Below are 24,105 nucleotides of genomic sequence, written 5' to 3'. Positions count from 1 at the left end.
ACGCCAACGCCAATTGTAGCATAGCGCATCGTGTTACATTGATGGTGCAGGTCGTCCTGACACTTGCTCGGCGGCAAATGCAGCACGGAGGAGAAGCGATTCGTGCCACGGACGAGCGATCAACTGTGCTGCACGGGGCAAACCATCATCACCTATACCGGTTGGCAGGCTAAGCGCTGGCCAGCCGAGAAAGTTCCACGGCCCGGTAAATGAGGTTGGTGTCGGTACACCCAATGCAGGCGCCGGTCCTGGTGTCACCGGGGTGATAAGCAGATCGATATGGTGCAATCGCTCTGCTACTCGTTGACGTAGCCCGGCCCGTGCCTGCTGTACGCGCGTGAAGTCAACCGGTGAGTAGATGAACGCGGCCAGAATCCGATGGCGCATGAACTCACCGTAGTCATCAAGCCGACTGCGCAACCATGGGAGATGTAACGCAGCCGCTTCCATTGCCAGCAGGGCCTGGTTGAGCAACCGCAGCTCTTCCAGTTCTGGCACTTCAATCGGTATGACATGAGCACCCTGATCGGCCAGAGCACTGGCTACCTGCTGCATCGCTGCCAGTTCTGCGGCGCCGGCCATCGCTTGTCCGCTCCCATCGGCCGTGAGCAATCCTATGCGTACATCACGGACTCCACCGGTCAGGCGACCAATCGCCGGCTCCGGTGCCGGACGTAAGGTGCGCGGGTCACGTGGGTCAGGCCCGGCAATGATCTGGAACAGTACAGCAGCATCGGCAACCGAACGGGCCAGCGGGCCAGCATGATCGAGTGACCACGAGAGAGGAAATCCGCCAGCCAGACTAACCCGACCGTGAGTTGGTTTGAGACCGACCACCCCACAATGTGCGGCAGGGATACGGATGGAGCCACCAGTATCGGTACCCAGCGCAGCAAAGGCCATACCGGTGGCTGTTGCTACCCCACTTCCACTGCTGCTACCACCACTATCCCGTTGAGGATCATAAGGGTTGGCAGTTGGCCCGTAGTGAGCATTGTTTGATCCAGGCGAGTAAGCAAATTCCGACATGCGGGTCTTGCCGATGATAATAGCCCCGGCTGCCCTCAAGCGGGCCACAACAGTCGCATCCTGCGCTGCGATAAACCCGGCTCGAATCCGTGATCCGGCTGCGGTTGGATATCCAGCAACATCAAACAGGTCTTTCACCGCGATCGGTACGCCATGCAATAGGCTACGAACTTTTCCAGCAGCTAATTCAGCATCAGCAGCACGTGCATCGGCCAGCGCACTCTCGGCCATCACAATCTGAAAAGCATTGAGCGCAGCATCGTGGTTGGCAATCTGTTCCAGCGCCTGTTCAACCAGTTCGACCGCCGAAACGGTGCGTTTCCGTAATTGCCCGGCAATGCCCAAAATCGTGGTTGGATCATCATTCATTGGTAGTTGTTCACCTTCGGAAGACGTGGGCATTGGCGGTAAGCTTACTGCATCGAGCATATCGGGCAACTGTTCATGGTCAACCGTGTTAAGCAACCGTTCCACATCGGGAAATCGACTGAGAAACCCTTTTTCAATAATTCCGGCAAAGTCGGCGTCGGTGGCCGGGATACCGGCAGCCTGGAGCGCTGCCCGCAGTCGGTCTATCAGTTCCATACCTTATTCCTTTCCAACTCGTTTCGCGCTAGCTTTTCGATAGCAAGACGGAATGAGACATAACTGATTATCGTTCCAAACGACTAGCCGGCGTTCCGCTTGTCCTCTTCAATCGTAAACCGCCAGCTGCCAACCCAGACAAGAGGTTGTGCAGGAAGCTGGGTGCGCGGGCCTGTGGCCCGCCAGTGCCGGGCGCCGCAACGAAGCTGGGTGCGCGGGCCTGCGGCCCGCCAGTGCCGGGCGCCGCAACGAAGCTGGGTGCGTGGGCCTGTGGCCCGCCAGTGCCGGGCGCCGCAACGAAGCTGGGTGCGCGGGCCTGTGGCCCGCCGGTGCCGGGCGCCGCAACCCGCTGCCCGCCGACCCAGACAAGAGGTTGTTCAGCGTGTATCTGCGAACTCCTTTCAGAACGTGGGATTTCGATGATCTGCTGAAGCATCGCTTGGCAGTCCATATAATCCCGATGCAGCTCAGGTAAGAGAATTTTCAGACACTCGCAGACATACTAACAGAGACACTCTCTGGCCGCCCGGCGGCCACTATCGATAGCGCCATGGACTGTCTGCGGATTACTGTCGTAAGCGGTGGCCTCGCCCGCAAAATGCAGACGCCCCTCTGCTGCTGCTAACGCTGGTCGGGCCCAGGCTAGCCCCGGCGCAAGATGCGCATACCCACCACGAGCATACTCGTCGGTAGCCCAACGATAACGTCGAAAACCAACACATCGTGCTGGAACGTCATCACGCCCCAAGAGTTTGCTTAGTTCAGCCAGACCGAGTGAGCGCACGATCTCTGCCGGTAACCGATCAAGCACCGCTGCCCGACTCGCTGTTACATAACAACAGAGCAGTGGTGCACGTACATCGGGATGGGCCGGTGTCCACCATCGAGCAAACAGACCCGAGTGAGCAGCGTAGGCAAATCCTTCATCCCAGAGTGGAGCATCGAACCAGAAGAAGTGTTTAGTTGCCGGTCGTGTGCGAAATGCGGCAATTGCTGCCTGTTTTGATGCTGACAGCGGTGGCGTAAATCGAATCAGGCCCGCTGCCAAAACTGCTACCGGCACCGTGACGATACAATGGCGGGCACGCAGTGCAGTAGCTGATACCTCGACGCGCACTTCGTTATCGTGACTAATAATTGCCCGCACCGGCATACCTAACCGTACATCAAGCCCCTGCGCCAGCCATGACAACAGGGTATCGTACCGTTCACGCAGGCGGAATTCACGAGGGCCGGTGCGATCGCCACGCTGTTCTCGCGCCAGATCAACACAACTGAGCGATTCTAACTCTGCACAACACGTCTGCGCCAACACGACATCGGCAATCGCCAGACCTGCCGGATCAAGCCCAAGATGATAAAGATCGGCGGCTAACGAGCGGTCTGGCGTATGATCGGCGTAACGAACAGCCAACGTATTCCAAAGCGCACGGGACTGCTCAATGGATCGGCGCTGCGGATCGTCTGATGGCAACGCACTCAGCGGTCGGGCCGGTGTTCCCCAACGCAAACCGTTGTACCGATCTACTTCATCCAGGGTCAGACCGGCCATCATCGCCAGCTCAACGGTGCTGGTCTGTGCACCGTGGATCAACTCGGCGCCCAACTCAATCGGATACGGCCCACAACTGCGATCTGTCCAGATCCGTCCCCCTATCCGTGGACGCGCTTCCACAACTACGACCCGTACACCGGCATCGTGCAAGGTGCGGGCTGCTGCTAATCCGGCAGCACCGGCCCCTACCACTACCACATCAAACGTCTCAGATACCGATTGAGACATACTTAATATCCAGATACTCGTCAATCCCGGTTGGCCCACCTTCACGGCCAATCCCGCTCTGCTTCACCCCGCCAAACGGCGCCTGCGCAGTAGAAGGGATTGGATCGTTAATCCCGATGATACCGTATTCCAATCCTTCGGCCAGCCGCCAGACCCGACCCACATCGCGGGTGAAGGCATACGCTGCCAGGCCATACGGCGTATCATTAGCCATACGGATCACTTCTGCCTCATCGTCGAACGGAATCAGTGGCGCTACTGGGCCAAAGGTCTCTTCACGAGCCACCAGCATATCACTACGGGCATCGAGCAATACTGTCGGTAACCAGAAATTGCCACCCAGTGGTGCTGGTCCACCACCAACTAACAATCGTGCACCGCCGACGAGTGCATCGTGCACGTGACGCTCAACTTTCTGGCGTGCTTGTTCATCGATCAGGGGGCCGATATTGACCCCCGGCTGCAACCCGTCGCCAACAGTCAGACGGCTCACTTCGGCGGCAAACCGCTCGGCGAAGGTTGCGTAAATCGGACGCTGGACAAAAATCCGGTTTGCGCACACACAGGTTTGCCCGGCATTGCGAAATTTCGAGGCAATAGCACCACGCACGGCAGCATCGAGATCGGCATCGGCAAACACGATAAACGGTGCATTTCCGCCTAGTTCCAGCGAGATCCGTTTCAGCGTATCTGCCGAACGGCGCATCAGTTCTTTACCAACCTCAGTGCTACCGGTAAAGCTGATCTTACGAACGCGCGTATCGGCGAAGATTGTATCGGCAAAGGGATGGGGATCGCGGCAGGTGATGATATTGACTACGCCAGGTGGCGCACCGGCTTCGGTGAAGAGCTGACCCAATGCCAGCGCCGAGAGCGGAGTTTGTTCGGCTGGTTTACAGATGACGGTGCAACCGGCAGCAAGTGCCGGCCCCAGTTTGCGTGTGATCATTGCGCTCGGAAAATTCCACGGCGTAATCATCGCTACGACACCTACCGGTTGGCGCAGCACCAGAATGCGCTTGCTATTCGTCGAAGCGGGAATCGTCATACCGTAGATTCGTTCGGCCTCACCGGCAAACCAATTGAGAAAGCTGGCGGCGTAGGCGATTTCACCACGCGCTTCAGCCAATGGTTTCCCCTGTTCGAGCGTCATGATTGTTGCCAGCTCTTGCTGGCGTTCAAGCATCATCGTAGCAACCCGCCGTAACAGCGTTGCCCGCTCACCTGCTGGTGTGGCAGCCCAACCGGGCTGGGCCGCCACCGCTGCCGCAATTGCCGCCCGTGTCTCTTCTACTCCGGCATCAGGGACATACCCCAGCACCGAACCGTTGGCCGGATTGGTAACGGCAAAGGTTGCACCGTTGTTCGCTTCACGCCACTCACCGTTGATCAGCAGACGAAATGGCAGGGTGGTGAGTACTTCTTCGCCGGTTAGCGTCATTGCTTCCTCCTTTCTGCGTGCGTACCATCTACGTACCAGGGATGAACGTGGTTAAGCGTCGCGTGGGTTTCACATCTGAATTGCCTGGTTGCCAGGTGTACTGGTTTCTGACCTGCATCTTATTGCAGCTTCGCTAAATGGATCGAGATACCTGCGCTGCGTCGTGTGCCATTCCCATTCCTGGTCACTATGACTCGCGCCACACGACGTTGTCTGTAGTCTCCTTTTTCCCCGACGGAGCAAGAAGAATAGCTGAAGACGGAATGGAACAAACGTTTCTCCTCTTCTGTTCCACCCACAGCGATTGTAATCGTACAATCTCTATTGTACAGCGTTTGCCGGACAGGTATACTGATGATACCATTCATCGCGGTTCTCTGGCATCGCTAGCCATCTGAAGATAAGTGCACAAGTCTCCTAATATCAGGATAGAGGTCGTATGCAACCATTTTCATCCATTTACCGGCATGGCCTGGCCCGGTTAGCAGTTGCCATTCCGGCAGTACGGATTGCCGAACCGGCCTTCAACGCTGAACGCACCATTGCGCTGGCCCGCCGCGCTGCTGCTGAAGGAGCGATACTCGTTCTCTTTCCTGAACTGGGCATCTCAGCTTATAGCAACGATGATCTCTTTCAGCAGACCACGCTTCTCGACGCGGTTGAACATGCACTGCAAACGATTGTGCTGGCTTCGCAAACAATGAATGCCATCCTTCTCGTCGGAGCGCCGCTCCGCCATGAGGGGCGTCTCTTCAACTGTGCTGTAGCAATTGCGAATGGGCACATCATTGGTGTCACCCCGAAGAGTTATCTGCCCAATTATCGCGAATTTTACGAAAAACGCCATTTTGCTGCTGCCCGTGACGCCATTGGCGACACAATCCGCGTCAACGGTCAGCACGTTCCATTTGGCACGAACCTGATCTACGACGTGGCAACCATCCCCGGCCTGGCAATACACGTCGAAATCTGCGAAGACCTATGGACTCCCCTCCCACCCAGTACCTTCGCAGCGCTGGCCGGTGCAACCGTCCTCTGCAATCTGTCAGCCTCGAACATCACCATTGGTAAAGCCGACTATCGGCGGGCATTATGTATGAGCCAATCGGCGCGCGCCATTGCCGCCTACCTCTACTCAGCAGCCGGGCTAGGCGAAAGCACCACCGATCTAGCGTGGGATGGTCATGCACTCATTTGTGAAAACGGTGAGCTACTGGCCGAATCACGGCGTTTTTGCGATGACGAACAGATCATCTTTGCCGATGTTGATCTCGAACGACTACAACAAGATCGTATGCGCCAGACCAGCTTCAGCGACTGTATCAGAGACTACCTGGCGTACCTTCGGCAGATGCGGCGCATTCCCCTGACTATCAACCCACCAATTGTTAACGACCTCCGCCGCACGATTGCCCGCTTCCCATTTGTTCCAAACGATCCGGCCACCCGTGATGAACGCTGCTACGAAGCCTACAACATTCAGGTCCACGGTCTGATCCAGCGCATGCGCAGTGCCCGCGTCGAAAAAGTGGTTATTGGTGTCTCTGGTGGCCTTGACAGCACCCAGGCTTTGATCGTCGCATCACGAGCGATGGATCGCCTAGGACTACCCCGTCAGAACGTCCTGGCCTACACCATGCCCGGCTTTGCCACCAGCAATCAGACTCGACGCAATGCCCATGCGCTTATGGCCGCGCTTGGTGTCAGCGCCAATGAGATCGACATTCGGCCATCAGCACTCCAGATGCTCCGCGATCTAGGTCATCCGGCTGGCGAAGGTGAACCGATGTACGACGTTACCTTCGAGAACGTGCAGGCAGGCGAACGCACCTCGCATCTGTTTCGCTTAGCCAACTACCACAATGCCATCGTCATCGGCACCGGTGATCTAAGCGAACTTGCGCTCGGCTGGTGTACGTATGGTGTTGGCGACCAGATGGCCCACTACAACGTAAACGCTTCAGTACCGAAAACGCTCATCCAACACCTGATCCGATACATCATTCGGAGCGGCGAACTGGGAGAAACGGCTAATCGTGTGCTCGAATCCATTCTGGCGACTGAAATCTCCCCAGAACTGGTACCGGCGGCAGCCAACGGCGATGACAAACCGGCGCAACGTACCGAAGAGATCATCGGGCCATACGCCCTCCAAGACTTCAACCTCTACTACATCACCCGGTACGGCTTTCGTCCGAGCAAAGTTGCTTTTCTGGCGCTTCATGCGTGGGGTGACGCCTCAGCAGGGGAATGGCCGGAAGGTCTGCCAGCGAATGAGCGCCGGTCGTATGATTTGCCAACCATCCTACACTGGCTGAAAGTCTTCGTTTACCGTTTCTTCCAGATCAGCCAATTCAAACGCTCGGCCATGCCAAACGGCCCCAAAGTCGGTTCGGGCGGTTCACTCTCACCTCGTGGCGACTGGCGGGCGCCAAGCGATTCCAGTGCCGCAACGTGGTTAGCCGAGATCGAGCGGTTGGAGGGGGAGGTGGGGGGATAAGCCCTCCTCATTATCGGCGAACAGTATCTTGCCTGAAGCTCAACTTTCGCAACATTTCCAAGAGGCATTATCTATGTCATTCGTAAGCACGTTACGTCACCGGGTAACGATGAATTCATCCCGAGTGTATTTGGAACGTTTTCTTCAACATGCTGCACAACAATTACCATCGGGCAGCCGTGTCCTTGATGCAGGAGCTGGTGATTGTCGGTATGCCCACTTGTTCCGTCATACAAACTACATTGCTGTAGATTTTGCCAAAGTTGCCAAACAGTATGGTCAACTTGATGTGATTGCTGATCTTGTCAAATTACCGTTTCCAGAAGGAAGTTTTGATGCGATTATCTGTACTCAAGTACTAGAACATCTGCCACAACCACAAGTCGCACTTGCAGAAATGTATCGCCTCCTTCGCTCTGGTGGTACCTTATGGCTGACTGCACCGCTCTACTACGAAGAACACGAAATACCGTTTGATTTTTACCGTTACACCCGTTTTGGTCTCAGCCATCTGCTATCAGAGGCTGGTTTTCACATCACATCGCTCAATGAACTGGAGGGTTATTGGGGAACACTTGCATATCAGTGGCGATCAGCCGCCCGCCAATTACCCTGGATATTCCCACCCCCTTATGGAAGTCTTCCTATTCGCTTTTTATCCTTACCTTTTCTGATCACAATGAAGCTACTATTAGCAATTGCCAGTGCATTAGCTACGCAGCTAGACATTCAATATTACGACACTTCTCGTTGGCACTGCAAAAACTACAAAGTAGTGGCTTGTAAACCTGTAGAGAGTACCTGAAGAGTATGATCGTCCTCTCCCCAGCGTGAACAGAGGCTGTATCGTGTTATTAATTTAACCGACCATAAAAACTCTCAGGTCGTATCCATAGACGGATACGACCTGAGAGTTTTATGTTTGCTCCTGAATTTAGTTGATTGGGATCCCGTTATAGTCTTCGGCCACGATATCTGCCGGATTGGTTGCCGAATTTGCCGATGCAATGCGCACAACTGCTACAATCTGACAACCACTGTTGGCACATTCAATAGTGGCACTGCCACCGAACCCGCCGATGTATCCGAACTCGTCTAGCTTGTCCTGCGTCTGACCTGCCGCTAGAGTAGCGGCTTTCGGATTTGAGTTCGTCTTCTGACCAGGATTGATAGAGCTAAGGGTATGAGTACCAATGAGGGTACCATCCAAACCGTAGTATTTGACGGTGATAGTCCCCGATGGTCCTGTACCAACATTTTGTATAGCAATAAATGCGCGCTGTCGATTACCAGGATTGATATCAAAACGAGTCTGCGTCCACCGTACATAAGGTGCTGCCAGTTTGCTGGCACCTGCAGATGCGCCGACGAATGCTGTTCCTAGAGCTGCAAATGAAGGACTGCCTGAGAAGACCTTCCCAATGGCTACGATCGGTGCGCCTGTACTGGTAATGGTTGCTGAGCCATTGAAATTACTGGGAATACCACTGGCACTGCACGTCAGGAAGCTCTGCTTTGCTCCCGCTGGAATAGTCGCAGTTTGGGTTGCGACAGTACTGTTGTTCAGATCCTTGTAGGTTACGGTGACGGTTGCTGAATTCGAGGTGCTGGTATTCTGTACCGCATAAGCAGTGCGTTGCACGGTTGTGCCAAAGTTGCAGAGAGCACTTGGCATGTAAATCGTATTACTACCTTGCGCTACACCTTCAAAAGCACTGACTTTATAAGAGCTGTCGGTAGTTGCTTCAATAGCTGTTGCCACAACCTTACCGGAGGCCTGAATTATTGCCGAACCATTAAAACTCGAGCCAAGTTGGGGAATGGTACCTGCATCAAAGAAGCGGGCAGTCCCAACGTTCAATGAAAATGTTTCGGTGTAAATTGGGGTAGCTGATCCAACAGGGAAGAATCGTAGCGTCGCGTTGACGCTGGTTGAGTCAGCATTCTGAATTGAGAACTTCGTTGTCTGATTAAACGTATTTTTCAGCACCGTAGCAATCAGTACATTGTTACTGCCATCATTACTGCCAAAACCATTCGACAACGGTCGATTTCGCACACTTGTGCTCTGCGGTATTTGGACAATAGTTGCCACAATTGGCTGATCCGACGAGATTACTGCCGAACCTTGACCGGAAAAACCGCTCAATTCTGATGCTTGACCAACATTGAGTGATGCTCCTGCGTTTGCTGCAAGAGTTCTGTTAAAAGAGATTGGAGAACCAGATGTCGGGTAAAAAGTAAATGTGATGTTTGCCATAGCCGTACCAACGTTCTGATACGTGATCGAGGTAATAAAGTTGGTGTTGTAGGCACTGCCCTGTGCACGTACTGGGATCGCTGAATGAGCGGCAATGAGTAGTGCAGCTATCGCTAAGAATAAGTTGAGTAGCCGACGCATACAAGTCTCCTTTGCTAAACCGAATATGACCGTTCGCCAGTATGTATATACGGTATTCACGATCTTGGCGATACTACCAACAGGTTATTTACTATACGTGCTTTGGGTTATACGCTTGCACTGAGCGATAATTGTCGGTAATATTGACAACGAATAGCTCACGGATCGTGCACAAGTTAGATGTTTCGCTAACTGCCAGAGCGGAGGGTTCCTTGCGAGTCGTCATTCTTTTGTTCACATTGATCAGTCTGGTAGCATGTACATCAGTGCAACCAACTCCAACTCCTGCCGATCAGTTTACCGTACCAACTCCTGCAAACGGACAGGCTGTGGTATTCGGGCGCATCATCTCTGATATTACTGGTAAACCGATCCATCGGGTACGGGTTGCTTTTGCCGAAGTGATTCGTAACGAAGAAAGTGCCATCTTTGTTGATGATGCTGCGCTCAGCCCGTTTGCTGAGACCGATACTGAGGGACGCTTTGTAGTTCCAAATCTACCGCCAAAGGAATATGTAATCGTCATCGGCGATCCGTTTGGTCTGAACGATGTCGTGCGTAATACCGATGGGTTGCCGAAGATATGGAACATCGAGGCTGGTCAGCAGCTCGATATTGGAGAGGTACGGGTTAATATCGGATACTAATACTTTTGGGTTATCGTCTCATGCTCATTAACCTGCAATACAAATGTTCATATTGTTTCACTGCACTAGCAATAGAAAACTGTGCCACCCGCTCGCGGGCAGCGACAACTAATTGTTGCGCCAGGTTCCTATCATTGATCAATCGCTCCATTGCCTGGGCCAGGGCTGGTGGATTCCGGGGCGGTACAAGTAATCCGGTTTGCTCGTGAAGGATCAACTCACGCGTTCCAGGAATATCAGTTGCTACAACAGGTATTCCCAGAGCCATCGCTTCGAGTATCACCGTGGGCAATCCCTCCCACAGTGAGGCTGAAACGAGTACATCAAGATCGGCAATAATATCAATTGCATCGGGGCGCGCACCCAACCAGAAAACTGATTGTGTTAAGTCTAGTTCGGTAGCCTGAGCCTTGAGGAGCCTTGGTTTTTCACCATACCCATCGCCAACAACGACCATTACCGCTTGTGGCAATCGCTTCCGCACAAGTGCAAATGCCTGCAACGCATCAGGAATACCTTTCTGTTCGGTGAGACGCCCAACTAGACCAAACAGCGGTATGTCCGCGGATAACCCTAATTCCCGACGAATACTGGCGCCGGTGCGTTGTCTCAGGACTCGATCGAGATCGATCCCATTGTTAATGAACCAGATCGGCTGGCGGGTAAGACGCACCAAAAAATGACGGCACAAATGGGCTACAATCGCGCTCGATACTCCTACCTGTACCGTTGCGACCAGCGGGTAAAGTGCTGAAGTCGCGAATCGCAACGGTGGATGATTGGGAAATTCAACAGTTGTATGGCATGTCCGGATTAAACGGGGCGAACGGGTCATAAAGCGCAATCCTACGCCGATAACTCCGGCATATTCCCCATGAGCGTGAATAATGTCTGGTTGGAGGTGTTGCATAAGAGGGCGCAGACCAGATAATGACCGGAGAACTGATGTTGTGATACGCTGGTCAAACGGAGAACCGTAATAAACATTAATGCCCTCATTTCGTAACTCGCTTTCCCATCGATGCTCAATCGGTCGATCAAAGCGCCAAAGACAAACCATCTGTACGTGGAATAGTGCTTTATCAAGGGCCTGCGCCAATCGAATGCTGTACAGCTCCAGACCACCACCTAGATCGCCGACTATCAATCCAGGGATTAACTGAACTACACTGATGCGTGTGTTCATTCTGCAACCTCTTTTTGCTTTCCATATCGTTCGGCAAGTTCACGTTGTAACGCTTGCTGGCGCTGACGGGTAGTCGTGACGTATGTTTCTACGTGCGGTGGTAAACCTTCCTGCTGCAAGCGAGTGAATGCCTGCCACAGTTTCGTTGTATTCAGATGTTGAATATCAAGACAGCGATCAGCTAATCCCATATCGCTCAAGATGCCAATGCTTTTCGTCAAATAGCCGATTGTCAGCGCTGGCACTCCGGCATTTGTCGCCAAAATAAATGAGTGAAGGCGAGTGGCGACAAAGTAATCCATACATCCGTAAAGTGATTGCAAAAGTGCAGGATGGATCGGTTCATTCAGCATGATAACCCGCTCTTGTCTACGAATGTTTTGGTAGATTCGCAGATTGACTAACCGATCATCTTCAGAGCGACTAGGGCCACATGTTTGTGAAAACAGGACAACAACAGCTCCCTGTTCAGTTAATCGATCAATAAAGTTAACTAATACTGATTCGTACTGTTGTTGGTGGTGAAAATGAGGATTTTGTCCATGCCAGTCGATAGCAGTTATCCCAACGTACATTGTGGCCGGTTCGGGAATAGTCTGTCGCCAGCGAAACCAGGCCTGTGCAAGTTCTGCTGGTGCTGCGGGAAGGGCAAAGGCGAGATCCGGCTCGTAACGAACTACATGTGCCCCAAGATCGCGTGCCCTGCGGAGGGAAATGGTTTCGCGAGCCAAGACTAGATCAGCGCCTGTTACGATTATCTTTGCCAGCCAGACTTGTAATGGATGATGAAAAGGGCCTATAGACTGTGGCAGGAGGACAAGCGGGCGTCGCATGATCAGCGCACAAATACTTAATGCCGCAGCAAAGGTAAACCAATGATAGATATAGCCACCACCACTTGCAACGACTAAATCGGCATTTGCCAGCTCTTCTAATAAAGCTTGTTTTTGCCGATCACGGAATATCCGTACAGGTTTGCCCAATAGTCGTACAAGCAGCGCACTGAAGAACAATAGCACGAGATTCCACCCACGAACTAACCGTGGTGCTTTCAACACTTGACGATGTTGATCAAGCTCGACCCCCCAGGCTGGAGGTGCAGCATAGATACGGTAGTTCGGCAGCAATGAACGGGCATGGATTGGATCGTTGAATGTTAAGCTAATTTCAGCTTGTGGAAAAGCGTTATGGAGTAGCTGAAGTGTTTGCAGCAAAATGGCATAATCACCAGCATTCAAGACCGAATGATTGTTGATTAAAACGATTTTCATAAACGTGTTTTGTGTAACGTGTAGATGGCTCCAACCCAATATAACAGACAAAGCACTCCCTCAACGATAATGTACGATAATGTTGCACCTTCTAAACCTAAATGAGATATGATAATCCAACCACCCAGTAGACTTATTAGTACAACCACACTCTGTAGTATCACTCGCAGTCGTTGCGCTCCTAAAGCAAGCATGGCCATAAGTGCTACAAAACTTAGCGATTTGAATAGAGGGACTATACTGAGTGGTACAAGTAATGGGATTGCCATTTCATATTTATTACCGTAAAGAAGTTGCAGTATGTTGCCTCCAAACCATATAAAACAAATAAGCACGGTGAATCCATAGAAAAAAGAGATGACAAACATTCCAGATAGGAGTAGATACCACTGGCGCCGGTCTTGATGCCGACGGCTCAGTAACGGTAATCCGACATTGAACATTGCCATTGGCACAAGAAAACTCATTGTAATAAGGTTAACAGCAGTTCGGAATATGCCAACATTCAAATCGTCAGTTAAGAAAGCCAGAATGGCGATCTGAGCTTGAGAGTAGATATTAGCTAACACATCAGCCAGAATAAAAAATCCAGCGTCACGTATCAAATGTCCCAAGCGTAAAGGACGCCATGTACCACGCCAGTGCTCAGCTAACAGGATTGAAATGATAAGCAGTATTATTCCACTCACAGAGCTCTGACTCACAATGAGCGTTGCTACTTGCGGTGGCCAGTGCATCAAGATCAGAATAAGACCAACGGTTAGCAAAGTGCTGACACTCTGCAACATAGCAACCAGGGAATTTCGGCTAAGGGCATGCAGTATGACATAACCAGTACTGATGTAGCTCTCAGCAATAATTCCGAACATTCCAATAATGATCAACCAATGAAGATCAGCTTGATTCCATGCTAATGTTAACGTTCCAATTAACAGGCTAGAAGTTCCAAACTTTAAGACGATCAGACGACGTGCATTAAATGACAGCTGTGCTGGATCTCGGCCACCTTCACGAAGTAACCAGGTGTCGAAGCCAATTCCTAGCAGATTTGATATTAACGACAGGATAGTAACGAGAGTAGCGTATTGTCCGTACAGTGCAGGATCATTGAAGTAACGAACAAGCAAGATACCGGCAATAGCACTGAGTACGCGACTGAACAATGCACCAGTAGCTACTGCTGCAAAGCCGCGTGTCAGTGTCATCATAGCTGGTGAGGATATCTGTTTGAAAAAGTGTTTCACTGTGAGTGATTTAAGGAAGGTCATAATGTGATACGTAAGATTTTTATTCTGTTCCGTCTGGATTATTTATATAATTAGAGGATAGAGTAAAGAAATTTAAATTTGAAAATGTATTGATAAAACAAATAGTCTGTTAAGATAGTTTTTTTGATAGTAGTTTACAGTTTTTTGTTTCTTGGCAAAACTTCTTGTATCAATTTTTAAAATTTCCATCAGATTATATCAGAGGTAAGGTCTCGTTGTCAATCAAGCAAAACACCTTTCATGAATTTATCTCGAAAATTGAACCGCCCTTCCTGAGCCATCACTGGTGTTTCTCACCTCGGTTTCGGTGTCAGGGTAGACGAGAGATATACTTGATTTGTCTTCATAGTGCCACCACGCGCATGTAATCTCATCGAAATCAAAAACACATGCCTGGAAAGCTTGTTATCTAAACACCAATCTCTTGTTACAATCCCCTGGTAATGTGCGGTATACTCTTAAGGATAAGTGTATCGTATGCAAACGAGGTCGCTATGCATCGCTTCATTATCGGATTACTCTGTCTAGTTGTGATTTCCGGGTGTGGCACCACAACAACACCTGAACCCTCTCCGACGGCACAGGCTGCGTATCCGGTCTATCCGGTCCAGCCACTTCCTACCCTCTCAGCTAGTTACCCGGCTCCTGAAAGTGGTAATCAACCGCAGCCGATGTTCTATATTGCCGAGCCGGTGCGAGTTTCTGATGGTCAAATACGGGGGGGCGGGCCACCTCAAGCACCGATCCGTGTGATCAATCTGTCACGTGGTAATGCGTTAATCGCTGAAACTGTTGTTGGCGCCGACGGTCAATTCACTGCACCGTTGCGCGACGTTGCAGCCGGTGACTCGGTGGCAATTATTTTCAACGAACAGGTTTCGTCTGCGTTTACCCGTGAGCAGTTACAACCGTTTAGTATTCAGGTTCTTCCCTCCGGGGAACTGGTCATGAGTAGTGTTGTTGTTAGCCCATAGTCTTGCTTGAGGACTGGTAGGCTATTTCCAGAATGCCTCACCAGTCCTCGGAAGAACGGGTTTGCCATTATAAAAGGGAAGGGTGACTTCGGCCTGCTGCTCTGAACTAGTCTGGCACCAGACATTTGAAAAAGTGTGGCTGTCAGTTCGCCTGTACCCTCAAGTCAGGGGTAGTTCTGTTTCCTCCCTGGCAGTGGGTGAGTGGAAAAAAAGAGGGTTGCAGCGGTAGGGGGGTTCATTATCCCTACCGCTTGCAGGAGGGAGTCTGCAGGGGAGGCTGGTTCCACCGAAGCATCGAAGGACGCAGGCCAGTGGCCCGCGCTCCCAGATAAACGGTGTCAGTTGAGAATCACGGTGAGCAGGTGCATAACGTTTGTCGGTGTTTCTCGGTTCTTGCGCAGTTTGGTCATCGAATACGAGCAGAAACTGAGAACTTTACAAAGCTCTACCCTTAAACCCTTTCCTCTACGGTGAAGAAGGGCGGAGGTATTGGTGATGTGGAAAGAATACCACTATCCCCTAGCCTCCCGAACGTGTGTCTGCCAGCCTGCTCACCGCATGGCGCTGTTCTCGCTTCAGCAGGGCCAGGTTTTGCAGCTTCCTCATCCGTGTATCATCACTCATCACCCCTCCCTACTCGACCTGCCGTGGTCGATACTGGATTGCCTCAGCAACATGGACTGCCGCAATCTGTTCGACACCGGCTAGATCGGCAATGGTGCGGGCTAGGCGGAGAATGCGATGATAGCTGCGTGCTGAGAGGTTGAGTCGCTGCACTGCCGATTTGAGCAGTGATTGACCGGCACTGTCTAGTGCACAGAATGCCCGAATCTCGACCGGGCCGAGATCGGCGTTGCTTTGACAACGCGGATGACCACGTAGGCGCTCGGTCTGACGGTGGCGGGCAGCGATGACCCGTTCGCGAACGGTCGCTGATGGTTCACCAGTAGCCAGACTGCTGAGTTTGTCGTACTTGACCCGCGGCGCCTCAACATGAATGTCGATCCGATCAAGCAGAGGGCCGCTGACCCGACGCTGGTAACGACTGACCAGTGTCGGTGAACAGGTGCAGGTGCGTTCAGGATCACCGTACCAGCCGCAGGGGCAGGGGTTTTGTGCTGCAACCAGCATAAAGGCCGCCGGATAGGTGATGCTGCCGTGCGCCCGGCTGAGGGTTACAACCCGATCTTCGAGCGGTTGCCGCAAGACTTCGAGCCGATTCCCAAACTCCGGGAGCTCGTCTAGGAACAGGATGCCGCGATGGGCCAGCGAGATCATTCCCGGTCGCACGCGACTGCCACCACCGACGAGGCCAGCCGTTGAGACGGTGTGGTGCGGTGCGCAGAAGGGTCGTTCCCGGATGAGCGGTGTATCGCGTGGGAGTTGACCGGCAACACTGTAGATTTTGGTCACTTCCAGCGCTTCAGCGAAACTGAGCGGCGGTAGGATTGAGTGAAGTGCTCTGGCGAGCATGGTTTTGCCAGAACCTGGCGGCCCACTCATCAAGATGTTGTGTCCGCCGGCTGCTGCTATCTCTAACGCACGCTTGACGTGTTCTTGTCCACGAACGTCGGCAAAGTCAACGGTGCCCGTCGGAACTGTTGGCGTGAAGCCGGTTGTACCTCGGTACGGCTGTAGTGGCCGTTCGCCGCTCAGATGGGTGATTAGCTCACGTAACGAGCGTACTGGTATGATGCGCAAGCCTTCTACCAGAGCAGCTTCTGCTGCATCTTCTGCCGGTAGATAGATGGTCGAAATGCCGTTCGCCCGAGCAACCGCCGCCATTGGCAGGATGCCATCCGTATGGCGCAGTGTCCCGTCTAACCCCAATTCACCGATGAAGACGGCATTACTCACATCGGCTGCAAGTTGCTCGGTAGCTAGCAGTAAGCCGAGCGCAATTGGGAGATCGTAGGCAGGGCCGACTTTACGCAGATCGGCTGGTGCCAGATTAGCGGTAATCCGACGCATCGGAAAGGTCATACCACTGTTACGTATAGCCGAACGCACCCGATCACGACTTTCATGAACGGCGGCATCACCCAGACCGACAACACTGAAGGCGGGTAAGCCGCCGGATACGTCAACTTCAACTGCGACCAATACGCCATCAAGACCGATGACAGCACAGCTTAGCACTTTGGCGAGCATAGTTTCTCCAGGTACGCTTCATAGGTGAACGGTGTCGTTCTTGTCTGCATCCCTCACCTGTGGAGTGGGTACGCTGCCCTTGCCCACAAGCAGCGACTCACAGATGTTGTGTCCTATTAAAGATAGCGTTTGAGATCACAAAAAGATACGCATTTTATTGAAAATTGGTGCAATTTCTGCGTGCAGCTCCGCCGGGATGCTGTTTACAAGACTGGTGAAGGTGCGTGTTCTGTTGGCTCAGGGCTTTTCAGCGGTTTTCCCAACCGGTAGAGGTGTGCGAGGAGAGGGTTCAACCTCCGATGACAGGGATGGGGCCGTAAGTGGGGAAGAGGGGGTAATGGTGTGCTGGTGCGCTAAACAATGGTCTCCGGCTATATATCGTACTATGCGGGCCAGAGGCCCGCGCACCCAGGGACTGCACTCCGACGGTGATTCTGAGTGATCACGCTGGAAAAGATGACGTGATGCGTCTATCGCTCCTCGCTCCCCAGACGGATTCGTGGATCGAGCAGAGCGTACATCAGATCGGCAAGCAGATTGGCAACCGTAAAAATGACGACCGTCACCATTGCTATTGCCTGTAACAAGAGGAGATCACGTCGATCAATGGCAAAGGTTAACAGACGCCCAATTCCCGGATAGTTGTACACGTTTTCAACTACAATCAAGCCACTGATCAGCCAGCCGAGACTGATCGCCACTACGGTGATGGTCGGTAATAGGGCGTTACGCAAGACATGGCGGCGTAGCATAGTCAGCGGAGATAATCCCTTTAACAGTGCCGTGCGCGTGTATTCTTGCTCTAGTTCGCTGATTACTCCGGCACGGGTCAAACGGGCGATGTACGCCAGTAAGACGAGGGTTGCCGTGATTGCCGGTAGCAGTAATTGGGGAAGAATCTCGAAAAATGGTGTGTCTGGGCGGATGGAGGAATTGGCCGGCAGCCAGCGCAGGCGGAAGGCGAAGAGATCGATAAGCAATAAGCCGGTCACAAATTCCGGCAACCCGGTCACGGCCAGGGTTGAGACACTGATCAGGGTGTCGTCGAGTTTACCCGCTCGCCAACCTGCCCATACGCCTAAAGCAATTCCCAATGGTAGTGATAGTGTTAACGTTGCCCCAGCTAAAAGCAGTGAATTGGCCAGGCGCTCTAGCACCATGGGCCGGATCGGTTGGCGGGTGCTGTAGGCCATTCCCCAATCGCCACTGACAAATCCAATCAGCCAGTCGAGGTATTGTATCGGTAAGGGCCGATCAAGACCCAGTTCGGCACGCAAGGCAGCCAGCGCTGCTTCACCTGCTTCGCGGCCAAGCAGAACACGGGCGACATCGCCGGGTAACAGACGGCAAATCAGAAAGATGATTAGCGAGCTGATCAGAATGGTACCACCGAGTAAGATCAGGCGACGTAATAAATATTGGATCATAATTCAATCAGCACTGAGCGCTGGACTATTTGCAGTTCTTCCAGTGGAATATAACAGCGAATCCGATGACCATTTCCCGCATCACGCCAGGGTGGTGGTGTGGTGGCGCAGATGTCACCGGGTGTCCGTGGGCAACGTCTGTAAAATGGACAACCGCTTTCGGATAGTGAGTCTGGTTCTTCTACTTCACGTAGGCGTACACCCCGACTGCTGGTAGCCGTCAACAATGCCTCTGTGTAAGGGTGCAGTGGTGGAGCCAGTACAGCCTGCACTGGCCCTGATTCGACGATTTGGCCGCGGTACATTACCACAACCTCATCGGCCAGATAGCTCACTACCGCCAGATCATGGGTAATAAAGAGATAGGAAACCCCAGTTCGTTCCTTCACTTCTGCCAGTAGATTAAGCACGGCAGCCTGCACCGAGACGTCAAGCGCCGAGACAGCCTCGTCGAGGAGAAGCAGATCGGGCATGGTGGCCAGCGCTCGCGCAATCGCAACCCGTTGCTTCTCACCGCCGCTCAGTTGCGCTGGTCGGCGATCTATGTAGTCTGGTGGAAGCTTTACCAGTCGTAATAGTTCGGGTATTCGTTGACGAGCTTCGCGGCGATTCATTCTGCCCAATCGAATCAGGGGGCGCAGCAAGGCTTCACCGACAGTCAGCGCCGGATTCAACGCCTCTTGTGGGTTCTGCAAGACCATCTGTAAACGACGTAGCTCTTCGCGACTGCGCCGTTGAATATTGGGTGCCAGCGGTATGTCGAGCAGCTTGATCGTACCGCTGGAAGGTTCGCTCAGGCCGATTAGACAGCGGGCTAGAGTTGTTTTACCACTACCACTCTCACCGACGACGCCCAAAATGCGGTTGCGGTGCACAGTTAGGTCAACGCCGGCTAGTGCCTTCACTACCGGAGCTGGTTGACCACGGAGTTTATCGAACAACGATTGCCGCCGAGAAATTGTTTTGGTCAGTTGATGGGCGGTAAGAAATACGTCATCGTTGTCGTTTGACGATGCCGATGGAGCCGCGACTGACGGTAGTGAGGTGCTCTGCGGTACCTGTTGCCAGTAGTGACAACGGCTAAGGTGGTGTGTAGCGGTAACAACCAGTGGTGGTTGTTCGCGCCGACAGCGATCATCGGCGAGGGTGCAACGTGGCGCAAAGACACAACCCGATGGTAATGTGCCGGGAGCCGGAATAGTACCATCTATCGGTTGTAGGGGGTGCTGATTGTAGCGCAACCCCGGTCGTGGCAGACTACGCAGTAATCCCTGCGTGTAAGGATGCCGCGGCTGTGCAAATAGCGACATCGTTGGTGCAACTTCTACTAATTCTCCAGCGTACATTACCGCAGTACGAGCGGCAAGACGGGCAACCAGGCCGAGATTGTGCGAAATAAAGATCGTAGCTGGCTGCTTTTCGGCGATCAATTCGGCTAACAAATCGATTACTGCTGCTTCAGTCGTCACATCAAGACTGGTTGTTGGCTCGTCGAGCACGAGGAGGCGTGGCGCGCCGTGCAAGGCCATTGCGATCATGACCCGTTGCTGCATACCGCCACTCAACTCGTGCGGATAGCTGCGCATGACACGTGCGGGATCAGGAATATGAACACGCTTCAGTACGTTTATCGCCTGTGCTGTTGCTGTCGGGCGATCACCACCGATAGCTTCAATCAGTTGCTCACCGATTCGCATCGTTGGATTCAGGGCTGCCAGCGGATTTTGGGGTACCAGACGTAATGAATTGGCCCATAGCGCACGTCGTGCGCTTCCTGATAAGCCGGTTAGTTCAACCCCATCGAGGAACACCTGCCCTGCGCAGATCCGTCCTGTAGATGGCAGGGCCTGCAAGATTGCCAGACCCAGCGTGCTCTTCCCGCTGCCACTTTCACCGACGATCCCGAGAATTTCACCTTCATGAACCGCCAGACTCACTTCGCGCACAACCGCTAATTCCCGTTGCCCAACACGGTAAGCTACTGTTAGATTGTTTACTGTTAATACTGGTGTTGTCATTGCTACCTTGTGACATCTTCGCGTATTGCCCGCCTCACACCCTCGGCCATTAAATTGACGCCAATCACCAGCAACGCAATGGCGGCTGCTGGTGCGTAGAGTGACCATGGAGCAAGGGCAAACTCATTGCGCGCTTCAAGCACCATCAACCCCCAATCTGGGCTTGGCGGTTGTACACCAACACCAAGAAAGCCAAGCGAAGCAACCAGGAAGATTGCGTATGAGAAACGGAGCGCCGCCTCGACTGCCAGCGTTGGCGCTACCAGCGGCAATAGCTCACGCCAGAGTATATATCCAAGGCGCTCACCACGCATACGGGCGGCTTCGATAAAGCCTCGTGTCTTAAGACTCAACACAACACTGCGCACCACGCGGGCAACAATCGGTGTATAGACGACCACAATGACCAGGAGTACCCCACTGCGTGAAGGGCCAACAGCACCCAGTAAGAGTAAGGCCAGTAGCAGTGCCGGCAGAGCGAGCAAGCCATCAAAGAGCCGAAACACAAGTTCTTCGAGCCAGCCACCCAGATAGGTTACACTCACCCCGATAAATGTTCCCAGCAACACTGCAAGGACGGTTCCACCACCGGCGAGCAGCAAAATATCGCGGGCGCCGTAAATGATCCGACTAAGCAAATCGCGACCAAGCCGGTCGGTACCGAGCACATGCGTTGTTGAGGGTGGCAACCGAATGGCATCGGCATTTTGCCTCGTCGGACTGTACGGTGCAATCAATGGCCCAAACAAGGCCAATCCGAGGAACAAGATGACAATAGTCGTACCGGTCGCTGTTGCTAGATCGGCGAAAAAAGCCCGCACAAATCGGCTTAACTTCATGCCAATATCACTGAACTACTCATTTACACAGAGAGTTGTTTCCTTTCCGTACCCTCTGTGTTCTCTGTGGTGAGTTTACCCGAAACATCACTCACCATACTACCAACCTTACACTGCAATCGTAGCCAAATCTGTACGTCCGGGAAACGCCTTGGCGACATAGCCGCGCAATCCGGCCCGATGAGCACTAAGCTGAGCAAAGAAATAGGGAATAATGATCGGGCCGCGTTCGATCAGAATCCGTTGAATTTCACGGTAGGCACGCACGCGCTCAGCCTCATCGAGAGTGGTTCGAGCCGTTGCAGCCAACGCATCAAACTCTGGATCGCTGAAGCGGCTCTCATTCCATATCGCACCACTCACCAGCATCACATCGAGGTAAAACTGCGGTACCGGTCGTGAACCCCAACCGGTAATCCCCAGATCAACCTCTAACCAGCCGTTATCACCGTAATAGACACTTTCTGGCTCGACAATCACATTGACATTGATCCCGGCTTCAGCCCACTGCTCTTTCAGCACCACAGCCAGATCGGGGCGATCACCCGAATCGGGCACATGCAGATCAAGCTGTAAGCCATTAGCGTAACCGGCACGGGCAAGCAATTCGCGAGCTGCTGCCGGATCGCGTGGGGGAAGAGGGGTTTCTTCCGAATAGTATGCGCTAAACAGCGGCCCAATTGGACTATCACGACCAATCGCGCCTAAACCGGCCTTTACCTGGCGAAAAATTGCTTCGCGGTCGGTTGCCAGTTTCAGCGCCCGAATGACCTCTGGCTTATTACCAGGCTCACGGTCAGCACGCAATCGTACCAGATCGAAGCCGTTGGTTGGCGTTTGCACGGTCACAATACCGCTCTCTTGTTGCAAGGTCTGGAAGAGCGGCGTTGGCATACGCAACACCAGATCGACTTGACCACCGCGCAGCGCATCAACGGCTGCCGCCTGGTCGGCGAAGAAAATAATCTCAAGATTGGCAACCGCTGGCTTACCAGGTTGAAAATAGGAGATATTAGCCGCAAGTTCAATGCGGTTTTCGGTACGATACTCGACAACGCGGAACGGGCCTGTTCCGTTGAATGCCGTTGCTGGGTTCTCACTCTCGGCGCGCAGTACCAATGCGTGGTTATCAGACAGATCGTAGAGGAAAAAGGGGTTTGCTTCGCTAAGGGTAAAGACAACCGCATTATCCCCGTCGGCAGCAATATCGGCAATGTTCGCGTAAAGATCGGCGGTTGGTAATTGCAACGCCGGATCACGCAACCGATTGAACGTCCAGACAACATCGACCGCGGTCAACGGACTGCCATCGTGAAAGGTCACTCCCGGCGCTAACACCAGCCGATAACGTAAACCATCTTCGCTAATCGTCCATTCACGAGCCAGTCGAGGAACGACGGCATTAGTCGCATCGATATCAACCAGATAATCGTATACGTGGTTAAGAATCAAGATTTCGGCATCGGATGAGGCAAAAGCCGGATCAAGCTGAACAGGAATCTCGCTAGCAACCCGTAACCGACCGGTTGGTCCACTACCGGCAGCTATTGGTGCAGTGGCCGTCGGCGCTGGTGTTGACGTGCCACCACATGCGACCAGTGCAGTAGCTCCTGCCGACAACCCAAGTGCCAGTCCCAAGCGTAAGAATGCACGGCGGCTCATTCGCCCGGACAGCACCTCTGCGCGGGCTACCTGTAAAACGTGTTGCTGCTCTTCTGATAAACTCATCTACTTTCCTTTCATTACCAATACGGTTGGTTCGACAGCGAACGGCTCGCAACGTTAGTGCCGGTCACATTCCTACCCTGCATCCTAGGGTAACTCCGTCGCATTGTATGCAGGACGGTCAACCCCGAACTACCATCCCCACGTTCCAGGCTCGCCCTTAAACGGACCAACAATATCACTGGTAATCCAACCGCCATAGAATCCACCTGGTTGAGGCGTCACCAACTCATCATCGACATAACATGCATCCATTGGCGCGGCGTAAAAGGCGAGATGTCCCCGAATCGCCTCGAACGTCGGTGTGGGATTAAGGTACGACCACGCGGCTTGCGGCGCAATGCGCTCGCCAACGACAACATCGTAATAAGACGCTATTCCCTTAAACTCACAAAATGAACGCGCCAGATTCGGACGTAAAAACTCCATGCGAATATCATCTGTTGGCACGTAATAGACCGGTGGATGACTAGTTTCCAAAACCCGGATTGCACGCCGACTGTCAACCAGAGTGATACCGGCAAATAGTACCCTGATACGCCGTGATGTCGGCTCTAGTCGCGGTGGGCGCGGATAATCCCAGACCGATTCCTGACCAGGGCCGGGTGGAATTCGTTTAACCATATGATATGCTCCTGACGAATACCTTCGTAAACTACTTGCAATATACCACAACTCAAGTCCTAAATGACCCTTCTGATACTCCTCTGCGCGCAGGGCTTTCCGCCGTTGGCAATAGTGAAGTGAGAACCTGATTAGAAACCCAACTTTCTCAGTGGGCACGTACCGTAACCGTGCAACCATTGCGTGAGGGAGTGCCAACGTGCTTTCGCGCCACCACGCGCCCTCCCCCCTTCCTC

The 24,105-nt window shown here is 53.0% G+C and carries 18 protein-coding genes; 4 read left to right on the top strand and 14 right to left on the bottom strand.

From position 1 onward, the window contains the following. Positions 1-33: 33 nt before the first annotated feature. The 4 genes from QTO31_RS04720 to QTO31_RS04705 form a co-directional block, all read right to left on the bottom strand. Positions 34-1,614 (bottom strand): amidase, encoded by a 1,581-nt coding sequence (locus QTO31_RS04720; protein ID WP_301428270.1) that lies wholly within the window; start codon positions 1,612-1,614, stop codon positions 34-36. Between the two features lie 67 nt (positions 1,615-1,681). Then, the gene (locus QTO31_RS04715) at positions 1,682-2,065 is read right to left on the bottom strand and encodes a hypothetical protein (protein WP_301428268.1); all 384 of its coding nucleotides are present in this window, start codon (positions 2,063-2,065) and stop codon (positions 1,682-1,684) included. A 51-nt stretch (positions 2,066-2,116) separates the two neighbouring features. Next, the gene (locus QTO31_RS04710) at positions 2,117-3,397 is read right to left on the bottom strand and encodes a flavin monoamine oxidase family protein (RefSeq protein ID WP_301428266.1); all 1,281 of its coding nucleotides are present in this window, start codon (positions 3,395-3,397) and stop codon (positions 2,117-2,119) included. Then, a complete protein-coding gene (locus QTO31_RS04705) occupies positions 3,378-4,838 on the bottom strand; it encodes an NAD-dependent succinate-semialdehyde dehydrogenase (protein ID WP_301428265.1) in 1,461 nt (486 codons plus the stop codon). Before QTO31_RS04705 ends, QTO31_RS04710 begins: the two co-directional genes overlap by 20 nt. Positions 4,839-5,277: 439 nt before the next feature. Here QTO31_RS04705 and QTO31_RS04700 point away from each other — a divergent pair, with 439 nt between their 5' ends. Together QTO31_RS04700 and QTO31_RS04695 are read left to right on the top strand one after the other, a co-directional pair. Then, a complete protein-coding gene (locus QTO31_RS04700; RefSeq protein WP_301428264.1) occupies positions 5,278-7,338 on the top strand; it encodes an NAD(+) synthase in 2,061 nt (686 codons plus the stop codon). A 124-nt stretch (positions 7,339-7,462) separates the two neighbouring features. After that, positions 7,463-8,143 (top strand): class I SAM-dependent methyltransferase, encoded by a 681-nt coding sequence (locus QTO31_RS04695; protein ID WP_301429439.1) that lies wholly within the window; start codon positions 7,463-7,465, stop codon positions 8,141-8,143. 129 nt (positions 8,144-8,272) lie between these two features. On the opposite strand, the gene QTO31_RS04690 is transcribed toward QTO31_RS04695, so the two are convergent. Continuing rightward, the gene (locus QTO31_RS04690) at positions 8,273-9,739 is read right to left on the bottom strand and encodes a hypothetical protein (protein ID WP_301428263.1); all 1,467 of its coding nucleotides are present in this window, start codon (positions 9,737-9,739) and stop codon (positions 8,273-8,275) included. Between the two features lie 212 nt (positions 9,740-9,951). Here QTO31_RS04690 and QTO31_RS04685 point away from each other — a divergent pair, with 212 nt between their 5' ends. After that, positions 9,952-10,386 carry a carboxypeptidase regulatory-like domain-containing protein gene (locus tag QTO31_RS04685; RefSeq protein ID WP_301428261.1) on the top strand — a complete coding sequence of 145 codons (435 nt, stop codon included), beginning with the start codon at positions 9,952-9,954 and terminating at the stop codon, positions 10,384-10,386. 10 nt (positions 10,387-10,396) lie between these two features. On the opposite strand, the gene QTO31_RS04680 is transcribed toward QTO31_RS04685, so the two are convergent. From QTO31_RS04680 to QTO31_RS04670, 3 genes are read right to left on the bottom strand one after another with little or no spacing between them, the layout of a single operon-like run. Continuing rightward, positions 10,397-11,572 carry a glycosyltransferase family 4 protein gene (locus QTO31_RS04680; RefSeq protein ID WP_301428260.1) on the bottom strand — a complete coding sequence of 392 codons (1,176 nt, stop codon included), beginning with the start codon at positions 11,570-11,572 and terminating at the stop codon, positions 10,397-10,399. Then, positions 11,569-12,843 carry a polysaccharide pyruvyl transferase family protein gene (locus QTO31_RS04675; RefSeq protein ID WP_301428259.1) on the bottom strand — a complete coding sequence of 425 codons (1,275 nt, stop codon included), beginning with the start codon at positions 12,841-12,843 and terminating at the stop codon, positions 11,569-11,571. Before QTO31_RS04675 ends, QTO31_RS04680 begins: the two co-directional genes overlap by 4 nt. Then, positions 12,840-14,111, bottom strand: a complete 1,272-nt coding sequence (locus QTO31_RS04670) for a lipopolysaccharide biosynthesis protein (RefSeq protein ID WP_301428258.1) — start codon at positions 14,109-14,111, stop codon at positions 12,840-12,842. Before QTO31_RS04670 ends, QTO31_RS04675 begins: the two co-directional genes overlap by 4 nt. A gap of 494 nt (positions 14,112-14,605) precedes the next feature. Between QTO31_RS04670 and QTO31_RS04665 the strand changes: the two genes are divergently transcribed. Then, on the top strand, positions 14,606-15,085 hold the full coding sequence (locus tag QTO31_RS04665; RefSeq protein WP_301428257.1) for a hypothetical protein: 480 nt from the start codon (positions 14,606-14,608) through the stop codon (positions 15,083-15,085). Positions 15,086-15,718: 633 nt separating this feature from the next. Here the strand turns inward: QTO31_RS04665 and QTO31_RS04660 are convergent. The 6 genes from QTO31_RS04660 to QTO31_RS04635 all read right to left on the bottom strand — a co-directional run bounded on the left by QTO31_RS04660 (position 15,719) and on the right by QTO31_RS04635 (position 23,869). After that, positions 15,719-17,236, bottom strand: coding sequence for a YifB family Mg chelatase-like AAA ATPase (locus QTO31_RS04660; RefSeq protein ID WP_301428256.1), 1,518 nt, complete (start codon positions 17,234-17,236; stop codon positions 15,719-15,721). A 470-nt stretch (positions 17,237-17,706) separates the two neighbouring features. Then, positions 17,707-18,663, bottom strand: coding sequence for an ABC transporter permease (locus QTO31_RS04655; RefSeq protein ID WP_301428255.1), 957 nt, complete (start codon positions 18,661-18,663; stop codon positions 17,707-17,709). Then, entirely contained in the window at positions 18,660-20,681 is a 2,022-nt protein-coding gene (locus tag QTO31_RS04650; protein WP_301428254.1) for an ABC transporter ATP-binding protein, read from the bottom strand. Before QTO31_RS04650 ends, QTO31_RS04655 begins: the two co-directional genes overlap by 4 nt. A 2-nt stretch (positions 20,682-20,683) precedes the next feature. Next, positions 20,684-21,520 (bottom strand): ABC transporter permease, encoded by an 837-nt coding sequence (locus QTO31_RS04645; RefSeq protein WP_301428252.1) that lies wholly within the window; start codon positions 21,518-21,520, stop codon positions 20,684-20,686. Positions 21,521-21,628: 108 nt separating this feature from the next. After that, a complete protein-coding gene (locus QTO31_RS04640) occupies positions 21,629-23,248 on the bottom strand; it encodes an ABC transporter substrate-binding protein (protein ID WP_301428250.1) in 1,620 nt (539 codons plus the stop codon). 129 nt (positions 23,249-23,377) lie between these two features. Continuing rightward, positions 23,378-23,869, bottom strand: a complete 492-nt coding sequence (locus QTO31_RS04635; RefSeq protein ID WP_031460625.1) for a DUF427 domain-containing protein — start codon at positions 23,867-23,869, stop codon at positions 23,378-23,380. Between the last annotated feature and the right edge of the window lie 236 nt (positions 23,870-24,105).

Source organism: Chloroflexus sp. MS-CIW-1 (genome assembly GCF_030444705.1).
In the GTDB taxonomy this organism is placed as follows: Bacteria; Chloroflexota; Chloroflexia; order Chloroflexales; family Chloroflexaceae; genus Chloroflexus.
The sequence above is the reverse complement of the archived record's forward strand: the minus strand, read 5'-3'. Positions and strand labels throughout refer to the sequence as shown.

Coding starts and splice junctions, on each gene's coding strand:
- QTO31_RS04680 (WP_301428260.1), bottom strand. CDS start 11,572: ATGAACACACGCATCAGTGTAGTTCAGTTAATCCCTGGATTGATAGTC.
- QTO31_RS04665 (WP_301428257.1), top strand. CDS start 14,606: ATGCATCGCTTCATTATCGGATTACTCTGTCTAGTTGTGATTTCCGGG.
- QTO31_RS04690 (WP_301428263.1), bottom strand. CDS start 9,739: ATGCGTCGGCTACTCAACTTATTCTTAGCGATAGCTGCACTACTCATT.
- QTO31_RS04670 (WP_301428258.1), bottom strand. CDS start 14,111: ATGACCTTCCTTAAATCACTCACAGTGAAACACTTTTTCAAACAGATA.
- QTO31_RS04720 (WP_301428270.1), bottom strand. CDS start 1,614: ATGGAACTGATAGACCGACTGCGGGCAGCGCTCCAGGCTGCCGGTATC.
- QTO31_RS04655 (WP_301428255.1), bottom strand. CDS start 18,663: ATGATCCAATATTTATTACGTCGCCTGATCTTACTCGGTGGTACCATT.
- QTO31_RS04715 (WP_301428268.1), bottom strand. CDS start 2,065: ATGGACTGCCAAGCGATGCTTCAGCAGATCATCGAAATCCCACGTTCT.
- QTO31_RS04675 (WP_301428259.1), bottom strand. CDS start 12,843: ATGAAAATCGTTTTAATCAACAATCATTCGGTCTTGAATGCTGGTGAT.
- QTO31_RS04650 (WP_301428254.1), bottom strand. CDS start 20,681: ATGACAACACCAGTATTAACAGTAAACAATCTAACAGTAGCTTACCGT.
- QTO31_RS04705 (WP_301428265.1), bottom strand. CDS start 4,838: ATGACGCTAACCGGCGAAGAAGTACTCACCACCCTGCCATTTCGTCTG.
- QTO31_RS04635 (WP_031460625.1), bottom strand. CDS start 23,869: ATGGTTAAACGAATTCCACCCGGCCCTGGTCAGGAATCGGTCTGGGAT.
- QTO31_RS04645 (WP_301428252.1), bottom strand. CDS start 21,520: ATGAAGTTAAGCCGATTTGTGCGGGCTTTTTTCGCCGATCTAGCAACA.
- QTO31_RS04700 (WP_301428264.1), top strand. CDS start 5,278: ATGCAACCATTTTCATCCATTTACCGGCATGGCCTGGCCCGGTTAGCA.
- QTO31_RS04710 (WP_301428266.1), bottom strand. CDS start 3,397: ATGTCTCAATCGGTATCTGAGACGTTTGATGTGGTAGTGGTAGGGGCC.
- QTO31_RS04640 (WP_301428250.1), bottom strand. CDS start 23,248: ATGAGTTTATCAGAAGAGCAGCAACACGTTTTACAGGTAGCCCGCGCA.
- QTO31_RS04660 (WP_301428256.1), bottom strand. CDS start 17,236: ATGCTCGCCAAAGTGCTAAGCTGTGCTGTCATCGGTCTTGATGGCGTA.